This window comes from Helcococcus kunzii ATCC 51366 (genome assembly GCF_000245755.1).
Lineage (GTDB): Bacteria > Bacillota > Clostridia > Tissierellales > Peptoniphilaceae > Helcococcus > Helcococcus kunzii.
Window position 1 is genome coordinate 530,241 of the sequence record NZ_JH601088.1, and the last position, 22,150, is coordinate 552,390.

General features: G+C 29.7%; 21 protein-coding genes. 18 read left to right on the forward strand and 3 right to left on the reverse strand.

Features of this window, described 5'->3' with window-relative positions:
* The first annotated feature begins 58 nt into the window (after positions 1–58).
* The 6 genes from HMPREF9709_RS02375 to HMPREF9709_RS09910 all read left to right on the forward strand — a co-directional run bounded on the left by HMPREF9709_RS02375 (position 59) and on the right by HMPREF9709_RS09910 (position 7,335).
* Positions 59–1,171, forward strand: a complete 1,113-nt coding sequence (locus tag HMPREF9709_RS02375) for an ABC transporter ATP-binding protein (protein ID WP_005397563.1) — start codon at positions 59–61, stop codon at positions 1,169–1,171.
* On the forward strand, positions 1,164–1,958 hold the full coding sequence (locus tag HMPREF9709_RS02380) for an ABC transporter permease (RefSeq protein ID WP_005397564.1): 795 nt from the start codon (positions 1,164–1,166) through the stop codon (positions 1,956–1,958). Before HMPREF9709_RS02375 ends, HMPREF9709_RS02380 begins: the two co-directional genes overlap by 8 nt.
* A complete protein-coding gene (locus tag HMPREF9709_RS02385) occupies positions 1,955–2,770 on the forward strand; it encodes an ABC transporter permease (protein ID WP_005397567.1) in 816 nt (271 codons plus the stop codon). The genes HMPREF9709_RS02380 and HMPREF9709_RS02385 overlap by 4 nt, the downstream gene beginning before the upstream one ends.
* On the forward strand, positions 2,763–3,842 hold the full coding sequence (locus tag HMPREF9709_RS02390) for an ABC transporter substrate-binding protein (protein WP_005397569.1): 1,080 nt from the start codon (positions 2,763–2,765) through the stop codon (positions 3,840–3,842). The genes HMPREF9709_RS02385 and HMPREF9709_RS02390 overlap by 8 nt, the downstream gene beginning before the upstream one ends.
* A 2,092-nt stretch (positions 3,843–5,934) precedes the next feature.
* Positions 5,935–6,600, forward strand: a complete 666-nt coding sequence (locus HMPREF9709_RS02395) for an ABC transporter ATP-binding protein (RefSeq protein ID WP_005397571.1) — start codon at positions 5,935–5,937, stop codon at positions 6,598–6,600.
* 282 nt (positions 6,601–6,882) lie between these two features.
* On the forward strand, positions 6,883–7,335 hold the full coding sequence (locus HMPREF9709_RS09910) for a hypothetical protein (protein ID WP_005397572.1): 453 nt from the start codon (positions 6,883–6,885) through the stop codon (positions 7,333–7,335).
* A 60-nt stretch (positions 7,336–7,395) separates the two neighbouring features.
* Here the strand turns inward: HMPREF9709_RS09910 and HMPREF9709_RS02400 are convergent, their stop codons facing one another.
* Entirely contained in the window at positions 7,396–8,310 is a 915-nt protein-coding gene (locus HMPREF9709_RS02400; protein ID WP_005397577.1) for a ribonuclease H-like domain-containing protein, read from the reverse strand.
* Between the two features lie 67 nt (positions 8,311–8,377).
* On the opposite strand from HMPREF9709_RS02400, the gene HMPREF9709_RS02405 reads away from it, so the two are divergent.
* From HMPREF9709_RS02405 to HMPREF9709_RS02435, 7 genes are all read left to right on the forward strand, one after another.
* Complete coding sequence (locus tag HMPREF9709_RS02405) at positions 8,378–9,475, forward strand: cysteine desulfurase family protein (protein WP_005397579.1); 1,098 nt, start codon at positions 8,378–8,380, stop codon at positions 9,473–9,475.
* Positions 9,472–10,638, forward strand: coding sequence for a tRNA uracil 4-sulfurtransferase ThiI (thiI, locus tag HMPREF9709_RS02410; RefSeq protein WP_005397580.1), 1,167 nt, complete (start codon positions 9,472–9,474; stop codon positions 10,636–10,638). The genes HMPREF9709_RS02405 and thiI overlap by 4 nt, the downstream gene beginning before the upstream one ends.
* A gap of 108 nt (positions 10,639–10,746) precedes the next feature.
* The gene (locus HMPREF9709_RS02415; protein ID WP_005397582.1) at positions 10,747–12,486 is read left to right on the forward strand and encodes an ABC transporter ATP-binding protein; all 1,740 of its coding nucleotides are present in this window, start codon (positions 10,747–10,749) and stop codon (positions 12,484–12,486) included.
* Entirely contained in the window at positions 12,479–14,260 is a 1,782-nt protein-coding gene (locus HMPREF9709_RS02420) for an ABC transporter ATP-binding protein (RefSeq protein WP_005397586.1), read from the forward strand. The genes HMPREF9709_RS02415 and HMPREF9709_RS02420 overlap by 8 nt, the downstream gene beginning before the upstream one ends.
* Positions 14,261–14,406: 146 nt before the next feature.
* Positions 14,407–14,751 carry an iron chaperone gene (locus tag HMPREF9709_RS02425; protein ID WP_005397587.1) on the forward strand — a complete coding sequence of 115 codons (345 nt, stop codon included), beginning with the start codon at positions 14,407–14,409 and terminating at the stop codon, positions 14,749–14,751.
* Positions 14,752–14,872: 121 nt separating this feature from the next.
* Positions 14,873–15,487: a hypothetical protein gene (locus tag HMPREF9709_RS02430; RefSeq protein WP_005397591.1), complete on the forward strand. Its 615-nt coding sequence runs from the start codon at positions 14,873–14,875 to the stop codon at positions 15,485–15,487.
* A gap of 21 nt (positions 15,488–15,508) precedes the next feature.
* Positions 15,509–15,871, forward strand: coding sequence for a DUF5301 domain-containing protein (locus HMPREF9709_RS02435; protein WP_005397597.1), 363 nt, complete (start codon positions 15,509–15,511; stop codon positions 15,869–15,871).
* Positions 15,872–16,211: 340 nt separating this feature from the next.
* On the opposite strand, the gene HMPREF9709_RS02440 is transcribed toward HMPREF9709_RS02435, so the two are convergent.
* Positions 16,212–16,982: an ABC transporter permease gene (locus HMPREF9709_RS02440; protein ID WP_005397599.1), complete on the reverse strand. Its 771-nt coding sequence runs from the start codon at positions 16,980–16,982 to the stop codon at positions 16,212–16,214.
* Positions 16,975–17,631, reverse strand: coding sequence for an ABC transporter ATP-binding protein (locus tag HMPREF9709_RS02445; RefSeq protein WP_005397600.1), 657 nt, complete (start codon positions 17,629–17,631; stop codon positions 16,975–16,977). Before HMPREF9709_RS02445 ends, HMPREF9709_RS02440 begins: the two co-directional genes overlap by 8 nt.
* Positions 17,632–17,824: 193 nt before the next feature.
* On the opposite strand from HMPREF9709_RS02445, the gene HMPREF9709_RS02450 reads away from it, so the two are divergent.
* From HMPREF9709_RS02450 to HMPREF9709_RS02470, 5 genes are read left to right on the forward strand one after another with little or no spacing between them, the layout of a single operon-like run.
* Positions 17,825–18,367 (forward strand): helix-turn-helix domain-containing protein, encoded by a 543-nt coding sequence (locus HMPREF9709_RS02450; RefSeq protein WP_005397601.1) that lies wholly within the window; start codon positions 17,825–17,827, stop codon positions 18,365–18,367.
* A gap of 15 nt (positions 18,368–18,382) precedes the next feature.
* The gene (gene potA, locus HMPREF9709_RS02455) at positions 18,383–19,435 is read left to right on the forward strand and encodes a spermidine/putrescine ABC transporter ATP-binding protein (RefSeq protein WP_005397602.1); all 1,053 of its coding nucleotides are present in this window, start codon (positions 18,383–18,385) and stop codon (positions 19,433–19,435) included.
* Positions 19,422–20,231 carry an ABC transporter permease gene (locus HMPREF9709_RS02460; RefSeq protein WP_005397603.1) on the forward strand — a complete coding sequence of 270 codons (810 nt, stop codon included), beginning with the start codon at positions 19,422–19,424 and terminating at the stop codon, positions 20,229–20,231. Before potA ends, HMPREF9709_RS02460 begins: the two co-directional genes overlap by 14 nt.
* A complete protein-coding gene (locus HMPREF9709_RS02465; protein WP_005397609.1) occupies positions 20,224–21,012 on the forward strand; it encodes an ABC transporter permease in 789 nt (262 codons plus the stop codon). Before HMPREF9709_RS02460 ends, HMPREF9709_RS02465 begins: the two co-directional genes overlap by 8 nt.
* An 8-nt stretch (positions 21,013–21,020) precedes the next feature.
* Positions 21,021–22,052, forward strand: a complete 1,032-nt coding sequence (locus tag HMPREF9709_RS02470; protein WP_005397611.1) for an ABC transporter substrate-binding protein — start codon at positions 21,021–21,023, stop codon at positions 22,050–22,052.
* The last annotated feature ends 98 nt before the right edge of the window (positions 22,053–22,150 follow it).

Here is a 22,150-nt window from a genome sequence, read left to right on the forward strand (position 1 = left end):
TTATTAAAAGCCCTTAGCCTTGGTTAGGCTACAAAATAATTATTTACAGGAGAAAAATATGGAAATAAATATCCAAGTCTATAATGTCGTACTTGAGTCAGTTTCAAAGACTTTTGACGAAAATCAAGTTTTAAAAAATGTTGATCTAGAACTTGAAAAGGGAAAATTTTACACATTACTCGGACCTTCAGGATGCGGTAAAACTACGATACTTAATATAATTGCGGGTTTTACAGATGTTTCAAGTGGTAATGTTTATATTAATGGAGAAAATGTAAATCACGTCTCTGCAAACAAACGTAAAGTAAATACCGTATTTCAAAACTATTCACTATTTCCACATATGAATGTTTTTGATAATGTTGCATTTGGCTTGGACATAAAAGGTGTAGATAAAAAAACGATAAAAGAAGAAGTTAAAAATGTATTGAAAATGGTTCAACTAGAAGGATTTGAAAATAGAAGAATTGATGAAATGTCTGGTGGACAACAGCAACGTGTTGCTATTGCTAGAGCAATTGTCAACAAACCGGATGTGCTTTTACTTGATGAACCACTATCAGCGTTAGATATGAAACTTAGAAAAGCGATGCAAGTCGAATTAAGAGAATTACAAGAAGATTTGGGCATCACTTTTGTGTTTGTAACACATGATCAAGAAGAAGCTTTAGCTATGAGTGATTGGATTTTTGTCATGAGTGAAGGTGAAATAGTTCAATCAGGACCACCAACAGATATTTATGATGAACCTATTAATAGATATGTTGCACAATTTATCGGGGAATCTAATATACTTAAAGCTACAATGAAGGCGGATTATTTAGTTGAATTTTCTAATCAAGAGTTTAAATGTTCAGACGCGGGTATCCCTGCTGGAGAATTAGTAGAAGTTGTTATTCGTCCAGAAGATATTGATTTAGTCAATCTTGAGGAATGTGATATAGAAGCAGAAATTGAGACAATACTATTTAGAGGAGTATTTAATGAATTAATCTGCCACGATAATTCTGGATTTATCTGGAAAATACACACAACTAGAAGATTTGAAGCTGGTGATAAAGTCGGTATTTCGATTAAACCTGATGACATTCATGTTATGAGATTTAACGAAAGTGAAGACGACTTTGACGCGAGAATTGAAAAATATAGTGGAGGTGAAACTGATGCCTAAAAAATATAAGGCTTTGGGTAGCATTTATTATGTATGGATTGCATTATTCATCATTGCTCCTATAATCTTACTATTTTATCAATCTTTCTTAGACATTCATGGAAACTTTACATTTGACAATTATAGAAATTATTTTACTTCATCAAATTATATGTTGATGACGGCAAATTCTTTTCTATCAGCGTTTTTAATAACAGCAGCAACATTGATAATAGCTTATCCGTTTGCATATTTCTTAAATACTTCAAAGCATAAGAATTTTTGGTTACTTTTAGTAATTTTGCCAACATGGATAAATTTATTGCTAAAAGCATATGCTTTTATGGGATTATTAAATAGAAATGGTTCAATAGCGCGATTATTTGGTCTGGCATCAGAAGGTATATTATTTACAAATGCAGCATTCATATTAGTTGCCGCATATATTGAATTACCTTTTATGATACTTCCAATTTTTAGATCATTAGAATCCATTCCAAATAACTTCATTATTGCTAGTACAGATTTAGGTGCGAATAAATGGCAAACATTTAGAAGAGTTATTTTACCACTTTCTATGAATGGTGTAATGGCTGGAGTTCAAGCTGTTTTCATTCCTTCACTTTCTCTATTCCTAATAACTAGAATTATTGGAGGAAACAAGGTAATAACTTTAGGTACTGCAGTTGAGCAACATTATCTAATCACACAAAACTGGGGAATGGGTTCAATCATTGGTATTGTACTTATTTGCTTAATGTTTATCGTGATGGCTTTGCTAAATATAAAGAATAGAGGTGCCAAATGATAGATAAAAAGAAATTTAAATGGGCCAATTTATTTTTAATTGCGATTTTTATTCTATTGTATGCGCCTATTATCTATTTGATAGTATATTCATTTAATGAAGGTGGTACGATGAATGCATTCACCGGATTTACAACACAACATTACAATTCTGTTTTTGAAGATACTAGATTAATCACAATAGTTATAAACACCATAATTATTGCACTACTATCTGCTGCAATTGCAACCGTTATAGGAGTTTTAGGCGCTTTATTAATTTACTATTTAAGAAATAAAAAATTAAAAGAAAGAGTTTTATCACTTAATAATATTTTACTTGTTATGCCAGATGTTATGATAGGTGCATCATTCCTAATACTATTTACCTATTTGATTCCATTGCCAATGGGATTTTGGACAGTATTACTTGCTCACGTTGCTTTTAATATACCAATCGTGGTATTAATGGTCTTACCAAAGATCTATTCTCTAAACGAGCAAATGATACTTGCTGCGGAGGATTTAGGTGCAAGTGACTGGCAAATATTAAATAAAATAATTTTGCCCAATATTGCAAGTGGTGCATTCACAGGATTTTTCATGGCTTTAACATATTCCTTAGATGATTTTGCGGTAACATTTTTCGTAACTGGTTCAGGATTTTCTACTCTTTCCGTAGAAATTTATTCTAGAGTGCGTGCGGGAGTATCACTTGAAATCAATGCTCTTTCAACACTTATGTTTATCGCATCACTAATATTAGTTGTAATTTATTATTTTGTACAAATGAAAGAAGTAAAACAAGCAAAGAGAGGTAAGATATATGAATAGTTTCTATAAGTTTTTGTTAGGTATCTTATCAGTAGTTTGTATATTATTTGGCATAAGATTTGCAATAAATAGGACATCAAATTCAAGTGACAACAACACAATATATTTCTACAATTGGGGTGACTATATAGATCCTGAACTTTTATCTCAATTTGAAGAAGAGACAGGTTACAAAGTAGTTTATGAAACCTTTGATTCAAATGAAGCAATGATGGCTAAAATTGAACAAGGCTCAACATCTTACGATATCACTGTTCCTTCAGAATATACTGTGGAAATGATGAGAGATAAGGGGCTACTGATACCTCTTGATCATTCAAAAATAAAGGGATTAGAAAATATTGATAAAAGATTTTTAGACCAAGAATTCGACCCAGGCAACAAATATTCCATCCCTTATTTTTGGGGTACTTTAGGCATCCTATACAATACTAAAGTTTATACAGAAGAAGATGTTTCCAATTGGAGAAATCTATGGGATAAAAAATTCAACAATGAAATTCTTATCTACGATGGTGCTAGAGAAACATTAGGAATAGGGCTTTTAGCTAACGGCTACTCTTTAAACACTACAGATGAAAAAATCTTAAGAAAAGTTAGAGATGACTTAAAAGGATTTATGAATAATGTTAAAGGTATTCTAGCGGATGAAATAAAAATGTATTTAGCACAAGAAGAAGCAAATATCGGTATAACATTCTCAGGAGATGCTGCACTTGCTATGGAAGACAATGAAAACCTAGCATATCATATCCCTGAATCAGGTGCCAACATCTGGTTTGACACAATAGTTATCCCAAAAACAGCAAAAAACATTGAAGGTGCATACGCCCTAATGAACTTCCTACTTCGTCCAGAAATCGCAGCAAAAAATGCAGAATATATCTACTATTCTTCACCAAACAAAGCTGCCAAAGAATTTATGGATAAGGAAATGCTAGAAGATGAAATTCTTTATCCATCAGATAAAGTAATCAATCATCTTGAAGTCTTTAGAGACCTAGGTCAAGATATGACAATTTTATACAACGACCTATTTCTAGAACTAAAATTGGCCCCACAACCTAAGTAGCTTATGTGGCGCTCGCCTGCATCAGTGTGCATTCAAAAAGAAATTACTTCGGTAAATTGACGAAAAGCTGCGGAACTCGATTGCTACGCAATCTTCGGACATCCTCGCTTTTCTAATTTACTCTAGTAATTTCTTTTTTCATTTGCGCACAATGATGCAATGCTCGCGCCAATGACGCGAAGGGGGTGTGGGTATAGGCTTTAGAGTGGGAGAATAATAGGATGGTCGGTATGGTAGTAAGAGGTGCAAGCAAGGGCGAAGGACCTTTATAGTTGAAGAATAAGAGAATGGTCAGTATGTGGAAGTAGTATGAATAAGGAATTAAGTATTTGGACGATGATAAATGCAAAAAACGAAGAAATCCTCGTTTAAGAAATGGGTTGTGGACGATGATAAATGTAGAAATTAAAAAAATCCTCGTTCAAACGCCAACATTTTTACGATGATAAATGCAAAAAAAGAAGAAATCCTCGTCTGAAAAGTGAGAAATATACAATGATAAACACAAAAAAAGAAAAAATCATCGTCTGAAAGGCGGAAAATGTGCGATGATAAATGTAAAAATCGAAAAAGTCCTCGTAAAATAAATGAAAATAGTACGATGATAAATGCGAGAAAAGAAAAATCATCGTCCAAATGCCAATATTATAACAAGGATGTTACAATTATAAGATGATAATTCTTTTGGCATTCTATCTATGCTGCGTAAAGTAGTTGGGGTGTGATTCTTTGAATTTCTCTTCATTCCTTCCATTTATGCTCACGCCAATGAAGTAAAGGTTGTGTGGGTATGGGAGTTGTAGGCAGAGATGAGAGAGATAGTGGAGTTGGTAGTTATGAGATGTGAGGTTGGGATTTGAGAATTTTTTGAAGAGTAAAATATTAATTATTTTCGTTAATATAAGGGAGGATACCCTAGTGGATTGGAAAAACTAAAAAAATTAGGGTCAGCAGGATATATAATTAAATTTATAAGAATCTACGGAGCAAAATAGACTTTATTGAATTAGCACTGTTTAAATTAACAGGAATCTACGTAGCAAAATAGCTTTTATAGAATTAGCACTGTTTAAATTAACAGGAATCTACGGAGCAAAATAAGGTTTATTAAATTAGCACCGTTTAAAAGGACGAAATTCTACAGAGCAAAATAAACTTTATTAGATTAGCACCGTTTAAAAGGACGAAATTCTACAGAGCAAAATAAACTTTATTAGATTAGCACCGTTTAAAAGGACGAAATTCTACAGAGCAAAATAAACTTTATTAGATTAACACCGTTTAAAAGGACGAAATTATACAGAGCAAAATAAACTTTATTAGATTAACACCGTTTAAATGGTGATTTTTAAACAGAGCAAATTTAGATTTCTTAATTTTGCTCTGTTCTCTTATTTATAAACATCATAGTAATTATTTAATGTGAGTTTCTAAGTAGTTAATTAAACTTTATTCAATAGTTGGTTGCTTTGCAATCTTCCCAGTTAATATTTATATTATCTATCACTAAAATAGTTGTTCCAACCATTAACTTTCAATCAACTTTCAAAGTCTATAGATGTCAGTCGAAAAAAGGTCCATGATAATAATCAAAAAATGGTCCAGTTAAAAAATAATTTATGAAAATTTCGGTTGTATAAAGGCAAGGAGTAAGGCCTTATTACATATGAACAAAGTAAAATATTTTCTAATTGATTTATTATTTACATTTGTATAGTCTTTAACGAGTGCATATGCGTTTAGAGAATATCAAATATTAAAACAACTTAACAAAAAACTATTTATAAAGATAAGATAATTATATATTTTTGTATATTCATTTTTTTTATTTATAGTATCATTGAGAAAAGGAAATGCATCAAGAGGACTATAAAAAATGTATTATTTAATTTATTGTTTTGTAAATTGTGAATAATGAGTTTTGTCAATGCGGATGTTTCCAAGAGATTCAGGAACAAGTACTTGTCATTATTTTGTAAATAATAGATTTGAGCATGAAAGTACTGCTCCATATAGATTTAAATAACAATTTTTTAATAACATAAATTGATAATGTATTCCCTTTTCTTTTTTCTATTGGAGGAAATTAAATATGATAGTTTTAAATAATATTAATTTAAGTTTTGGTAATAAAGAAGTTAAACAAAAAGTCTTAAAAGATCTAAATGTTAAGTTTGTAAAAGATGATTTAGTGACAATAATGGGAAAAAGTGGTTCTGGGAAATCAAGTTTACTTAAGATATTGGCTGGGTTTTTACTTGAAGATAGTGGAGAGATTATGATTGACTCTAGAGATCTTAAAGAATTATCAGTAGAAGACAGAGTTAATTATTTAAGTAGGTTCATTTCTTTTGTTTGGCAAGATTTTAAATTAATCGATGAAATCAATATAAAAAATAATATTTTATTGCCATTAAATATTCATAAATTAAAATTTGATGAAGAATATTTTGAATATTTGATAAATGAATTAGAGATTAGTAATTTGATGAAAAAATTCCCTAATCAATTATCAGGTGGAGAAAAACAAAGATGTGCAATAGCTAGAGCTCTTATTACTAAGCCTAAGGTGCTACTTGCCGATGAGCCAACTGGCGCATTAGATGAAAAAACTGGAAATAAATTAGTAGATATCATAAAAAATGTATTGTCAAATTTTGTAGATTTAGTGATTATTGTTACGCATGATAAAAATATTGCTGCGATTGGAAATAAAAAATATAATTTGATAGATGGGAGATTAGAACAATATGAGTAATAATTTAATCTTTCAACTTTTTAATAAAAAAATAAATTTATTTATGTTTTTATTGTTTCTTTTACGTTAATTTTTTCAATAATGAGTTCAATTTCTTCTTTTTCTAATATTTATATGAATAGATTATATAAAGAAAAAAAATTCTTTGTATGGAAAATTTATTCAGATAAAATATTTGGATGATTCTAAAAATATAGGAAAGGAATAAATAATACTATTAGTAGAATTAGAATAAACATTAAAGATGATTATTTAAATACAAAAAATTTAATAACATCCTTATTGACTAATTATGACCAAATTATTTTAAACGATAATTATGAAATACAACAACAAATAAAAGATTTTAAAATATTGACGATTGGGTTTAATATATTACTTTTAGTCTCAATTATTATTTCAATGATATTCATTTTATATACTTTTCTATCATCATATTATAAGTTAAATAAAAATACTTACGAAATCTATCTATTATTAGGAATGAAGAAGAGAAAATTATTAATTGTTGTAATATTTCCGTTTATTATAAGTTGTGTAATAAGTACTATTATTAATTTAATAATTTCATTTAAACAATCAGGAGATGCATTCTTTATGACCAAATCAGAAATGATAAGTGTTTTAAGAATTTCCTTGTTACCAAGTTTGATATATTTAACTATTTTATTAGTAATAAATATATTGATAAATAGAGAATTTGTAAAAAATACTTATAATAACTATATACTATAATTATATATTTAAAATGCAGAAAGACTCTAGATTTCAAGCAATAATCTAGAGTCTTTTATCCTAATTCATATATCTATCAAATATATCTATAACAATGTTTTTTATATTTTCTAAATAATATCTTTTACAAAATATTGGAACGATATTTTTTGGCAAATTAAATGTTGACTCATCTAGAAAGTATACATCTTTGTTTAGTATATGTGCGTATCCGATGTTTTTATCATCTAGATAGCCTTCGATTACTTTTAGTCTGATTGTTAGCGTGTTTTTTGACCAATCTAGGAAGTATGTGCCATCTTCGAATCTATAGGGAATGTCAACATTTTTAAGAGTAGATTTTATTTGTAAAATATTTTTATCAAGATCAATATGTTCAATTTTAGCAGTATGTATATGGTCCTTAAATAAAATCTCAAATTTCTTTCTATTATTTATTTCTTTTACTATAGAAAGTATTGATTCAGTATTTATTACATCGTATTTGTTGTGAATCATGATCTTACTTATATCCATGTCACTTATTTTGTTATAGAGTAAAATGTCATCTTTTATCTCAAAGTTTTCATTTCTTTCTAAATTATTTATTTTTTCAATATCTTGTAAAGCAAAATTTTCAAAATCAGTTATTAGTCTATTAGAAATTAAAAATCTATAGATGTCGAATTGCGATTGTTCTGAAAATGCCTCCATTCCGTAATGTTTATATCTGTCTTTTAGAAAGGGAATATCGAAGTTTTGTCCATTAAATGTGATGATGTGCTTGTTATTTAGATATGGTATGATTTCTTCTAACAAGGTCATTTCTTCGGATTCATCTTTAATTGCAAATTGTGTAAAATTGCCTAAATGGTCTAATAAGCCTACAACGACTACTTTCGAATGTATTCGAGATACACCTGTAGTTTCAATATCAAGTACTATTGAATTTTCCTTTAAATATTTAGTTTTTATTGAATTTTCAAGCGTATACATCTTTTTTCTCCAATTAATTATGCTATAATGTTTTATAGATTTATGATAACACAAAAGAAAGGTAATTATGATATATTTTGATAATGCTGCTACAACAAAGATAGCAAAAGAAGTTAAAGAAAAATTGAATAATGCATATGATAGTTTTTGGGGAAATCCATCTTCGTTGCATAGACTTGGGTTTAGCGCAGAAAAAGAGATAAAAGAAGCGAGAAATGTTATTTCTAAAGAGTTAAAAATAAATTCTAAGAATTTGTTTTTTGTACCAAGTGGCACTATTGCAAACAATTCTGTTTTACATTCATATGATAAAAAAGGGAAAAATATCATATTATCAGAAGTGGAGCATTCCTCCTCATACTATGCGGCTGAAAAGTTAGCATCAGAGGTTAGATTTGTAAAAGTAGATAAATATGGATTTGTAGATCAAGATGATTTGGTTTCAAAGATTGATGAAAAAACAGTTTTAGTTTCAATTTTACATGTAAACAATGAACTGGGAACAATAAATGATATAAATAAATTGTCTAGAATCTCTAAAGAAAAAAATCCTAATACTGTCTTTCATTCTGATGGTGTTCAAGCTTTTCAAAAAATAGATATTGACTTATCAAATATTGATATGTATACTATTTCTTCACATAAGATTAATGGTCCAAAAGGTATCGCAGCTTTATATATAAAAAATATAAATAATTTTAATAGCCTATATCAAGGCGGTGGACAAGAGTCCAATTTGTTTTCAGGTACAGAAAATGTTCCTGCTATATTAGGATTTGCAGAAGCTGTGAAATTAGAAAAAAATCATGAAGATATAAAAAATATAAATAGATTTTTGAGAAACGAAATTTTTAAAATAAAGGATAGTATCATTAATTCTCCAGAGGACAATGTATCTCCATATATCTTGAACGTGTGTTTTAAGGGGATTGGAGCAGAGATTTTGTTACATTATTTAGAAATGGAAGAGATTTATATTTCTACTGGATCAGCATGCAGTAAAGATAAAGATAGCAGAGTTATCGCTGCGATTGATGTAGATAATGAGTATAAAAGTGGATGTGTTAGGATATCTTTGAGTAGATATTCAACAATAGAAGAAGCTAAAATTTTTGTAGAAATATTAAAAGAAAAAGTTGAAACGATTAGAGGTATATTAGGATGAGATGGTTATTGGGAATAAGTTTTGGCGAGCTTATGTTAAAAGGAAAAAATAGAAAAAAATTTATAAATGATTCAATTAAACAAGTATTAAAAGCACTTGAAAATTTTGAGATAAAAGACCATTTTTTAGATAATGAAAAATTATTTGTTGAGGTTAATAAAGAAGAGTTTGATGAGATTGTAGAAAAGGCGAGAATGGTTTTTGGGCTTTCATATGTGTATCCTTGTCTACAAGTTGAGAAAGATTTAGAGTCCATTGAAAAAGGTATAATTGAATATATTAATTTCAAGGATATTAAGGATAATGTAACTTTTAAGGCATATGGAACCAGAGCGGATAAGTCATTTGAAATGAATTCTATGGAAATTGCTAGAGAAGTAGGTGCTTTTGTTTTAAGAAACTTTAGCAATTTCAAAGTTGACATAAAAAATCCTGAGAAAAAAGTCTATGTTGATATTAGGCAAAAAGCTTATATTTATATGGATAAAATCCCTACAATTGGTGGTTTGCCAATGGGGACAGGTGGAAAAGCCATTTTATTACTTTCAGGTGGAATAGATTCACCAGTTGCAGGATTTGAAATGGCTAGAAGAGGTGTAGAAATAGCTGCAGTACATTTCCATTCATATCCATTCACAAGTGAAAGAGCGCAAGATAAGGTGAAGAGATTAGCTGAAAAAATGTCAATATATTTGGGAACAATTAAACTATTCCAAATAAATTTATTGCCTATTTACACAGCTATAAATAAAAATTGTAAAGCGAGATTTACAACAATTCTTTCAAGAAGATTTATGATGAGAATCTCTGAAATTTTAGCGGAGAAATACAGATATGATGGTTTTGTCACAGGTGAAGCCTTAGGACAAGTTGCTAGTCAAACCATTCAGTCAATATCTGTGGTAAATGATGCAACAAGATTACCTATTTTTAGACCACTAATCAATATGGATAAATCAGAAATTATTGAAAAAGCTAAATGGATTGAAACATATGATATTTCAATAGAACCATATGATGATTGTTGTTCATTTTTTGCACCAGATAGACCAGCAACAAAACCAAGACTGTATGACATTTTAAGAGAAGAAGAAAAATTAAATGTCGAAGCGTTGATTGAAGAGGCTTTAGAATCACTTGAAATAATTGAAGTAAGTATATAATAAAATAAAAAAGGAAATTCCAATGTAAAATTAGAATAGATATATCAAATTATATATCTTTAAATCAAAATGGTAAGAAATCACACAATTAAATAACTAGGAGACATTATGAAAAATTTAAAATACATTTTTTGGTATTTTAAGAAATACAAGAAAAGATATATTATCGGTATTACTGCCTTGTTACTTGTGTATGTAGTTATTCCTATTCCAAATAAATTGATTGGGGAGTTTGTAGATAGAGTAAGTAATAAAACTCTAGATATGAATACTTTGATTTTCTATTCAATAATTTTGATAGGATCTATTGCATTGCAGTATGTTCTACAATATATATGGCATTACTTTATTTTTGGACATTCATTTCAATCGTCAAGGGATAGTAGAAGAAAATTAGTGGCAAAGATTTTACAGCAAACACCACCATTTTTCTACAAAAATTCCACTGGTTCCCTTATGAATAAGGCAACACAAGATGTAGGGACAATTGAGATGCTTACTGGATATGGTATATTAGCTTTTTCGGATGCTACCATTTATCCGATTTCAATCATCTTAATAATGGGATTTACTATTTCATGGCCAATGACACTAATTTCAATAATATTATTGCCATTATTAATTATTATTACTAAAATATTAGGACAAAAACTTCATGTAGGATATCTAAAATTACAAAAGTCATATGAGATTATGAATGAATCTGTTATGGAAAATATCTCATCTGTGAGAGTGATTAAAGGATTTTCTACTCAAGAAGTTTCATCAAAAAGATTTGAAAAAGCTGCAGATGATTTATATGAAGATCAATTTAAACAGGATAAATTGCATTCATTATTTATTCCATCTGGTAGATTAATACCTTCATTGACATTTATTATCGCCTTGATTTTTGGACAACATTTGATGAGTACTGGAAATCTAACTTTAGGACAGTTGACATCATTTTTCCTATACTTAAACATGTTGGTTTGGCCAATGTTTGCTTTTGGTGATTTGGTAAATGTTATACAAGAATCAAGTGCATCTTTAGTTAGATTGCAAGAAATTTATGATTACAAGGAAGATTTGGTGGATATTGAAAATCCAGAAGAATATCAAGCTAAAGACTCCATTACATTCCAAAACTTCAGTTTTAAGTATCCAGGAGATGAGAAATATTCCTTAAAAGATATAAATCTGAAAATTAATAAAGGTGAAACATTGGGCATTGTTGGTAAAATTGGCTCTGGAAAGACAACTTTGTTAAAACAACTTTTAAGATTTTATGATATTGCAGAAGGAGAAATACTATTTGATGGTAAGCCTGCTGAAATGTATTCCATTAAGAGTATTAGAGACAAAACGGGATATGTACCACAGCAACATCTTCTATTTTCAAAATCTGTATATGACAATATAGCCTTTGGTAAGGAGAATGCAACTGAAGAAGAAGTAATGGATGCCATTGAGTTTGCAGACTTTACAAAAGATTTAGATACATTGCCAAATAGCTTGGAAACAATGATCGGTGAAAAAGGTATATCTATTTCTGGTGGTCAAAAGCAAAGAGTTTCTATCTCTAGAGCGATAATAAAAGACCCGGAAATATTAATACTTGATGATTCTCTTTCAGCGGTTGACTCAATTACAGAAAAGAGAATCATAGAAAACATTGTTACAAATAGACAAGGAAAGACAACTATAATTGTAGCTCACAGACTTTCTGGACTGAAACATGCGGAAAATATTATTGTACTTGATAGAGGAGAAATTGTTGAATCAGGTACACATGAAGAGCTAATCAAAAACAGGGGATGGTATTATAGTCAATATGAATCTCAAAAGTCAGGAGGTTCAGATGAATAAAAAAGATGAAATACAAGGTAGCTTTATAAAAGAAAACTACAAGCAAAAAGCAAGATTTAGAAATAAAAAATTATTTCAATATTTAATGCAGTTAAAGGGCTTATTTGCAATTAGTATGGGCTTGACAATTTTTGCTACCCTTGCAGAACTTATTGGTCCATATATTTTAGGGCAAATACTTGATGGTCAGTTAGTTGAAGGTGTAGGCGCAAAAGATTTAGGACAATTCTACAAATTAGTTGGAATGTATTTTGGTTCGATACTAATTACAACTTTAGCAGCATATTTTGGTGCGCTGGCATATTCAAAATTAGCAAATAGCCTATCACAAATTATTAGAAAAGACACATTTAGACATGTGCTTTCTTTACCGGTGCAATTTTTTGATAAATACGCAATTGGTAAAATAGTAAATAGGATAACAAATGATACAAAAGATATCAGAATGTTATTTAATCTAGTTTTTACACAAATTTTAACAACCGTTGTAAAAACTATTGGCCTAGTAATTGCGTTATTTATTATTGATTGGAAACTGGGATTAATGACACTAATTGTAGCTCCGTTAACATATATAATATTTAAGGATTATTTCAAAAAATCTACAGAATATCAACGTAAGCTTAAATATTATAGATCAGAATTAAATGGTAATTTAGCTGAAAATATTACTACAATGGAAGTTATCCAAGCATTTAATAAAGAAGATGAAATTTATGATGAATTCTCTGAAATTAATAATAAGATAAATGAACAAGGTTGGAACTTAGCCACTCTTTGGGCTTATTCAGGATTTAATGCAACTAACACATTGGGAAATCTTACAGTTTCAATAATTGTTATCTTATTCGGATATTATTTCCTACAAGGACAACCATTCATCTCTGTTGGTAGTTTATTTATTTTCATAGACTACAATAGAAGAATTTATCAAAATGTAAACATGCTAATGGATCAAGCAGGTAATTTAGAAGGATCCAAATCCGCTGCTGATCAACTATTTGAGTTACTAAGAGTTGAACCATTTAAGGAAGGTACACAAAACATTGAAAATATGCAAGGAAATATTCAATTTGAAGATGTTTCATTCGCATACAACAATGATGAGTATGTAATTCACGACTTAAATTTAGAAATACCTAAAGGTAGCTCTGCAGCGTTTGTAGGGCACACAGGTTCTGGAAAATCAACAGTTATGAACTTAATCTATAAATTTTACAATATCAATAAGGGAAAAATTTTAATTGATGGCAAAGATATCAATGAATTGGATATGGTTAAGATTCGTAAAAATATGGCGATAGTATTTCAAAATCCATATATTTTTGAAGGAACAATCTTCGAAAATATTGCCTTATTTGATGATTCCATTTCTAAAAATGAAGCAGAATTGGCGCTTATTTCCGTAGGAGGAGAAAACATCCTTATGAGAGAAGGCGGCATTGATGCGGTTGTAAGAGAATCTGGTGCAGGCTATTCTTCAGGAGAAAGGCAAATTATTTCTTTCGCAAGAGCCATGGTTAGAGATCCTAAAATCTTAGTTCTTGATGAGGCTACAGCAAATGTTGACTCAGAAACAGAAGAAAGAATCCAATTCGGTTTAGAAAGACTTAAAAAAGGACGTACAACCTTAATCATTGCACATAGATTATCAACAATCAAAAATGTAGATAAAATCTACTTGCTAGAAAAAGGTCACTTGATCGAATCAGGCTCACATGATGAATTGTTAAGACAAAATGGAAAATATGCAGAAATGTATAGAAATAATTAGAGAAAAAATCACAGAGGCAATTAGCCATCTGTGATTTTTTTTAGATTGTATAGGACATAATTTATAATATAAATGTAAGTTATGTTCTGAACCTTCAGGAATGAATTGGGTATAATAAAATAAAATACAACATTTTAGGAGGAAAAATGGAAAAAGATATTATTGATGAATATATTCAAAATCAAGATGAAAATGTTCAAGAAATATTAGTTAATGTAAGAAAAATAATAGAAACTGCACTTCCAGAATTTACTATTTCACTTGCATATGGAATGCCAACTTATAAATCAAAGAGAAATTTGATACATTTTGCTGCAAACAAAAATCATTTAGGCGTTTATCCAACTCCAAAAGTAATAGAAGCTTTTTCTGATGAACTTAAAGAATACAAAACTTCAAAAGGTGCAGTGCAATTTCCATATAATAAGCCTATTCCATATGAGTTAATAGGGAAAATGGCGAAATATAGTTATGATTTGTATACCAGGTAAATAAAAATCAAGATTATAAAATAAATATTATAAAATAAATATTTTCAATATGTTAAAATCTAATTAGAAATCGATTTCAATTTGAAATTGTATTTAATTCTACAAAAGGAGGAGCAATAACATGAAAAAAAGTTTTAAATATATAGTTTCAATTTTAGCGATTGTATTTATCACCTTATCAGCAATATTTTTTATAACCAAAAATAAAATGAACGCTGTAAATTTATCATATAAAGGTATAGAAGGAAAAAAATTTGTTTACTCCATCAAAGATAATAATTTGAATTGTAAGTTAGATAAAGATACTGGATTAAAAAATTTAGATAAGGTAAAACTTGAATGTTCTGATCCTACTTTTAATTTTATAAAATTTGATAAAGAGTATACCATAACTGGATTATATAGTGATAACTTAGATACAAATAAGAAGTTTATTGCTGTAGAAAATCTTATTTTCCCTTTTGAAAATTATCTATATAAAAAAACGGATGAAGGTATTGAAGTAATTAAAATTGCATCAGAAGATAACAAATATTTTACAGATACATATTTCAATTTATTTTTTGATGATGAAAACTTAGTAAAATTAGACGATTTTAGTAAACTGAAAATAACCAGTAAAGATAAACATATTACTCCAGGAGCTAAAGTGAGTAATATTGAAAGAAAATATATTGATGAAATCATTCAAAAATATATAGATTCAGGTTATACTCTAAAATTTGAAAAAGAATAATAAAAAATTTAAGGAGTAATTTTGAAAACAAAAAAATTTATTATAATATCAGCGCTGTTAATATTTATTTTAACAGCGTGCTCAACAAAGAAAATTGATTTATCTGGCATAGATATTAATTCATCAAGTATTACATTGAATGGAGAAAAATATGATAAATCAGATAAACTTATTGAAGTTATAAAAAATAAAACAAAATTTGTAAGGAAATCATCCAATGATACACCTACAAATATATCTAAATACGACAAAATCAGTATTAGTAAAAAAGATAATGACACTGTATTGTATTTATTTGAAGATACAAATGAATATTATATAGAACAACCTTATGCAGGTGTGTGGAAAATAGAAAAAGAAGACTATGAAAATTTAGTAAAATAGAAATGGAGGCTGTTAAAAATGACTGGAAAGTTATTTTTAAGCAGTTTCTTTTTTATTTTAATATTTTTCCGTGAGGCATTTAAGTATATGATAATTTTGAGATAGGAGGTATAGTGAAATTTGAGATTAAAATTTTTGAAAATTGAGGGAAAATGGTACTAAAATTTATATTTTCAAATATAGTACCAAATTTCAATAAAAAAATTGGTACTAAAAATTAAAATTTAAGATTTAGTACCAAAATATCTTTCTGCTCTTAGTACATTGACCTGCTCTTAGAATAGGATGATTTTTACACCTAATCTAAGCTGTGCAGCAAGATTTATTGAATTATTCTATTTTATTCTTTTCTTTTAAGTCTACCATCTTCATAGAAATATGGTGTTGCTTGATATACTGCTAATACTGCTGTAACCATTGCGGTTGCGATTAGCATGAAATATACCATTATTTGATATTTGATTGCCATTAGTGGATCTACACCGGCAATCATCATACCGGACATCATTCCTGGTAAGGCAACTAAACCGACGGTTTTTGTTGTATCAACAGTTGGTTGAGTAGCTCCTTTGATTGCTTCTTTCATAATCTCTTTGGAAGCATCTTTGACGTTGGCGCCAAGAGCTAATTTTTCTTCTACCTTTTGTTTATTATCACTGAATGAAAGCTTCAGATTTCTAAAGCTTAGTCCAATGATATTCATTGCATTACCACCAAGCATTCCCGTGATAGGAATCATTTGTTGAGCAGTAAAGCTTATTGCACCAGTAAGTACTAATAGGATAAGTGAGATTGCAACACCACCAATTATTGAAATGATTGATATCCTAAATGCATTTGGAATGTCTTTTCCCCTTAAACTAGCGTTGTAGGCTGCGTTTAATGACATAAATGACACAACTAATAGGGTAGCAAATTTGTTATCCAGTCCAAATATATAATTTAGTACAAAGCTGACTACAAATAATTGGACAATCATTCTGACTATGCCTATGATAATATCTTTTCCAAGACCCAATTCTTCTTTATAGTTTATCGCAAGCCCTATTAAAACTAATGCAAATGAAAATACTAATGAAAGGGTCGACATATTTGCAGCGTTATTATTCATTCATCTCTCCTTTCGCCATTTTACCTTTTTTCAAATAAATCTTTTGTTCAGCCATGTTTTGTTCGTGTTCATCATGACTTACCCAAACCAATGTAATTTCGGATTTTTTAGCTTCTTCAAAAAGAAAGTCCCACACCAATTCTGAACTGTCATCATCAAGACTTGAAGTAACCTCATCTAATAAAAGTACTTTTGGTGGATACATGAGATTTCTTATTAATCCTATTCTTTGTTTTTCTCCACCTGATAAACTATCGACACTTTTATCTAAATTCATATGACCAAGTCCTAGTCTATCTAGTAGTGATTTTGCTCGATTTTCATCAAATTCTTGATTTCTCACTTTGGCAGGAAAAGAAAGATTATCTCTGATTGTTTCTCCGAATAGTTGCGGATTTTGTATAACATAAGAAACTTCTTTTCTATAATCAGTGTACTCATATTGGTACATATCTTTATCTTCGAAATAGATATTTCCTGAACTTTCCTTTGTTAACCTCGCCAATATCCTTAATATAGTTGATTTTCCACTACTGGAAGGACCATTTATACTGGTAAATTGCCCTTTATGAATAGAAAAATTAATATCATCTAGAATTTTTTGCTTAGGAACTTCTAGTGATAAATTCTCTATTTTAATTAATTCCATTTGAACCCCCTTACTTTGTTAATCTATTCTAACAAGCTATATATACATACCACTAATTAGTTTTCTTAAACTTTAATTAGATTTAACATAAAATTCACAATAAACTAAACAAAAAGTATTGTATTTTATGAAAATAATGCTATAATATTTGTTGAGTTTAATATACTAAACATTTTATACGAAAGGAGTTTGTGTGGGGATCGGTGAAAAGATAAAAAGATTAAGAAAGAAAATGAATCTAACTCAAGAGGAGTTAGCTGAAAGATCAGAGTTAACAAAAGGCTATATTTCACAGCTTGAAAGGGACTTAAATTCTCCTTCTGTTGATACATTATCAGATGTACTTGAAGCTTTAGGTACAAATTTAGGAGATTTCTTTTCTAATGAGGATACAGATGAACAAATAGTTTTCAAGCGAGATGACTTTTTTGTAGGTATAAATGAAAAACTTGGGCATAAAATGGAATGGATAGTGCCTAATTCAGTAAAAAATAATATGGAGCCAGTTCTAATAACCTTGGAAAAAGATGGAGTGACAAAAACATATGCACCAAATGAGGGTGAGGAATTTGGTTATGTAATTAGAGGAGAAATAAAACTCTTCTATGGTGATAGAGAAACTAGATTAAAAAAAGGTGAAACATTTTATATTGTTTCTGATAAGGATAGATATATTTTAAATGCGTCAAAAGGACAGTCGCAAGTTATGTGGGTTTCCAATCCACCAAATTTTTAATTATGAGGAGTTATTATGAATATCATTGAATTGAAGGGATTAAACAAAGCTTTTGGAGATACAAAAGTATTAGATAATATAAATTTATATATTAAAGAAAACGAGTTTTTAACATTATTAGGACCATCCGGTTGTGGAAAGACAACAACTTTAAGAATTATAGGTGGTTTTGAGACGGCAGATTCAGGGGAAGTATTATTTGATGGGAAAGACATTAAAGACATTCCTCCATATAAGAGAAATATTAATACAATATTTCAAAAGTATTCATTATTTAGACATTTAGACGTTTTTGATAATGTTGCTTTTGGATTAAATCTAAAAAAAGTAGATAAAAAGAAAATAAAAGAAGATGTAATGGAAATGTTGAATTTTGTTAATCTTGAAGGTTTTGAACATAGATCCATTGATTCATTATCTGGTGGACAACAACAAAGAGTAGCTATTGCAAGAGCTTTGGTAAATAAACCAAAAGTGTTATTACTAGATGAACCTCTTGGTGCATTAGACTTAAAATTAAGAAAATCAATGCAAATTGAACTTAAAAAAATCCAAAGAAAAGTTGGTATCACATTTATCTTTGTTACACACGATCAAGAAGAAGCATTGACAATGAGCGATACTATTGTTGTTATGAATGGTGGACAAATCCAACAAATTGGTACACCTCTTGATATTTATAATGAACCAAAAAATGAATTTGTTGCTAGATTTATCGGTGAAACAAATATTATAGAAGGTATTTTCATAGAAGATAATAAAGTAGAATTTTCAAATCATATTTTTGATTCCTTGGATAAAGGATTTAAAAAAGGTGAAAAAGTTGATGTTGTAGTAAGACCAGAAGATATCGAAATTGTAGATGCTGAAAAGGGCATGATTAAAGGTGTTGTAAAAGAACTAATCTTTAAAGGTGTTCATTGGGAAATGGCAATAGATGTTGATGGTTATATGTACAAAGTGGATTCTACAGTAGATAGAAAAGTTGGGGAAGAAGTAGGATTAGTAATTGTGCCTGACAATATGCACTTAATGAAAAAAGAGGAGGCTGTAATTGAAGAAAACTAGACAATTAGCATATCCTTATATATTTTATGTAGTTGTATTTATTGTAGTACCTCTATTTATGGTGCTATATTATTCATTTACAAAAAATGGAGGATTTACTTTTGAAAATTTTAGAAAAATTTCAGAGCCTTCTACAATTAAAACATTAGTTACATCTTTTAGAATAGCTCTAATAACTACAGTTGTCTCCTTAATTGTGGGTTATCCATTCGCATATTTTATGTCAAAAATGAATCTACGTTTTAGGACAGCTGCGATGATGTTGATAATGGTACCAATGTGGATGAACTTCCTTTTAAGATCTTATGCGTGGGTGACAATCCTTTCTCCAAATGGTGTATTGGATAAAGGTTTAGCTTTATTGGGGATAAAATACAATAGTTTTATGTATACAGAATCAGCAGTAGTCTTAGGAATGGTTTACAATTTCTTACCATTCATGATTCTCCCAATTTATACTGCATTAGAAAAAATAGACTATGGTCTAATAGAAGCAGCGAGCGACTTAGGTGCAAATGCAGGACAAACATTTAGAAAAGTAATATTTCCAATGTCTCTACCTGGAGTATTTTCAGGATTAACAATGGTGTTTGTACCGGTAATCTCAACATTTGAAGTATCAACACTTTTAGGTGGAGGTATGGTAAACATGGTTGGTAATGTAATTGAAAGACAATTTACAAAGACACAAAACTGGGGATATGGATCAGCATTAGCAGCCGTATTAATGGTAATCATTTTAATAAGTATGCTATTTGACAGAGAATCAATAGAAACAGGAGGTAAAAATGAATAAGCAAAAAAACAATTTCTTTGAAAAACTATACATGATATTAGTATATGTTTTCCTATATGCTCCAATTGTCGTATTAATAGTATATTCATTTAACTACTCTAGAATTTTTGGTTCTTGGGGAGGTTTTTCACTAAGATGGTACGAAAGACTATTCACACATAGACAAATACTTAGATCAGTACGTACAACATTTATTGTTGCTATTTCAGCAACATTTATCTCAACAATCATTGGTACATTAGCTTCTGTTGGCATAATGGAGTACAAGAAAAAAACGAGAAGATTATTACTAAGTTTAAATGACTTGCCAGTATTAAACCCAGACATTGTAATTGCGATCTCTCTAATGGTCCTATTTGGAATATTACAAATCCCTAAAGGCTATGCAACATTGATCCTTTCACATATCGCATTTACAATTCCATATGTAATTTTATCCGTTTTACCAAAATTAAAAATGATGGATAAAAACCTTATTGATGCTGCACTTGACTTAGGAGCAACTCCATTACAAGCTATGAGAATGGTAGTTATACCAGAAATAAAATCTGGGATCTTCGCTGGGGCAATGATGGCATTTACATTATCCCTTGATGACTTTGTTATTTCATTCTTCAACGTGTCACCAGGAATAAATACAATCTCAACAACAGTTTATTCAATGACAAAAAGAGGAATCGAACCAACAATCAATGCACTATCTGCGATAATGTTCACAGTAGTTTTAATATTATTAATAGCAGCAAATATTAACCAATTTAGAACAAGAAAAGAAAAATAGGAGTAATTATGAAAAAGAGAATAATAGCTTTGTTGCTGTCAATATCTGCAATCTTTTTAGTTTCATGTGGTGCTCCTCAAGAAGAAGTTGTATTTTTCAACTGGGGTGGAACAATTGATGAAGCAGTTCTAGATAAATTTGAAAAAGAAACAAATATAAAAGTAACCTATGCAGAATTTGATGAAAATGAAAAAATGTACACACTTGTTAAAAGTGATATGGATTTATATGATGTAATTGTCCCTTCAGAATACATGCTAGAAAAGATGGCAGCTGAGGGATTAGTTGAAGAACTAGACCATTCAAAACTTCCAAACATGAAATACATTAGTGATGTATTTCTAAACAAAGAATTCGATCCAGGAAACAAATATTCAGTCCCAATGTATTTCGGTACATTAGGTATACTTTACAACAAAAACAAAGTTGCGCCTAAAGACTTAAATGGCTGGAATGCAATCTTTAACGAAAAATATAAAGGTCAAATCTGGATGTTAGACTCATCAAGAGACACAATGGGACCAGGATTCTGGCACTTAGGCTACAGCTCAAATGCAAGAGATCCAAAACAATTAAAAGAAGTTAAAGAACTAATGCAAAAACAAAAATCCTTAGTTAAAGCCTACGTTGCTGACGAACTAATCTCACACATGGTTAATGGGAATGGTGCAATGGCGGTAACCTACTCCGCTAAAGCCAACGATGCAATAAAACAAAATCCAAAAGAACTAGCATACTATCTACCACAACACTCCAATGTGTGGATGGATAACTACGCAATCGTAAAAAATGCAACAAACAAAGAAAATGCATACAAACTAATTAACTTCTTATGCGATCCTAAAAATTCCGCAATGTCCGGATACATTCAAGCTGTACCAATCGAAGACGCAAAGAAAATAGAACCAACAAAAGAAGCGAGCAAAGACAAAGTCCTTTACCCACCAATAACAGTTCTTACAGAACAAGAAACATACAAAGACCTTGGACCATTCGTAAACGACTTCGAACAAGCTTGGGAAGACGTCAAGAATTACTGATGACCTAACTTTGTCGCTCAGGCGTTGCGAAGCAACGTCTGAAGACAAAAGTAGGTCACATGCACTGCAACCCAACGATTAAACGAGCGAGTAGCGAG

Coding starts and splice junctions, on each gene's coding strand:
- HMPREF9709_RS02425 (WP_005397587.1), top strand. CDS start 14,407: ATGGAAAAAGATATTATTGATGAATATATTCAAAATCAAGATGAAAAT.
- HMPREF9709_RS02445 (WP_005397600.1), bottom strand. CDS start 17,631: ATGGAATTAATTAAAATAGAGAATTTATCACTAGAAGTTCCTAAGCAA.
- HMPREF9709_RS02470 (WP_005397611.1), top strand. CDS start 21,021: ATGAAAAAGAGAATAATAGCTTTGTTGCTGTCAATATCTGCAATCTTT.
- HMPREF9709_RS02395 (WP_005397571.1), top strand. CDS start 5,935: ATGATAGTTTTAAATAATATTAATTTAAGTTTTGGTAATAAAGAAGTT.
- potA (WP_005397602.1), top strand. CDS start 18,383: ATGAATATCATTGAATTGAAGGGATTAAACAAAGCTTTTGGAGATACA.
- HMPREF9709_RS02405 (WP_005397579.1), top strand. CDS start 8,378: ATGATATATTTTGATAATGCTGCTACAACAAAGATAGCAAAAGAAGTT.
- HMPREF9709_RS02390 (WP_005397569.1), top strand. CDS start 2,763: ATGAATAGTTTCTATAAGTTTTTGTTAGGTATCTTATCAGTAGTTTGT.
- HMPREF9709_RS02400 (WP_005397577.1), bottom strand. CDS start 8,310: ATGTATACGCTTGAAAATTCAATAAAAACTAAATATTTAAAGGAAAAT.
- HMPREF9709_RS02385 (WP_005397567.1), top strand. CDS start 1,955: ATGATAGATAAAAAGAAATTTAAATGGGCCAATTTATTTTTAATTGCG.
- thiI (WP_005397580.1), top strand. CDS start 9,472: ATGAGATGGTTATTGGGAATAAGTTTTGGCGAGCTTATGTTAAAAGGA.
- HMPREF9709_RS02440 (WP_005397599.1), bottom strand. CDS start 16,982: ATGAATAATAACGCTGCAAATATGTCGACCCTTTCATTAGTATTTTCA.
- HMPREF9709_RS02380 (WP_005397564.1), top strand. CDS start 1,164: ATGCCTAAAAAATATAAGGCTTTGGGTAGCATTTATTATGTATGGATT.
- HMPREF9709_RS02465 (WP_005397609.1), top strand. CDS start 20,224: ATGAATAAGCAAAAAAACAATTTCTTTGAAAAACTATACATGATATTA.
- HMPREF9709_RS02415 (WP_005397582.1), top strand. CDS start 10,747: ATGAAAAATTTAAAATACATTTTTTGGTATTTTAAGAAATACAAGAAA.
- HMPREF9709_RS02430 (WP_005397591.1), top strand. CDS start 14,873: ATGAAAAAAAGTTTTAAATATATAGTTTCAATTTTAGCGATTGTATTT.
- HMPREF9709_RS02420 (WP_005397586.1), top strand. CDS start 12,479: ATGAATAAAAAAGATGAAATACAAGGTAGCTTTATAAAAGAAAACTAC.
- HMPREF9709_RS02375 (WP_005397563.1), top strand. CDS start 59: ATGGAAATAAATATCCAAGTCTATAATGTCGTACTTGAGTCAGTTTCA.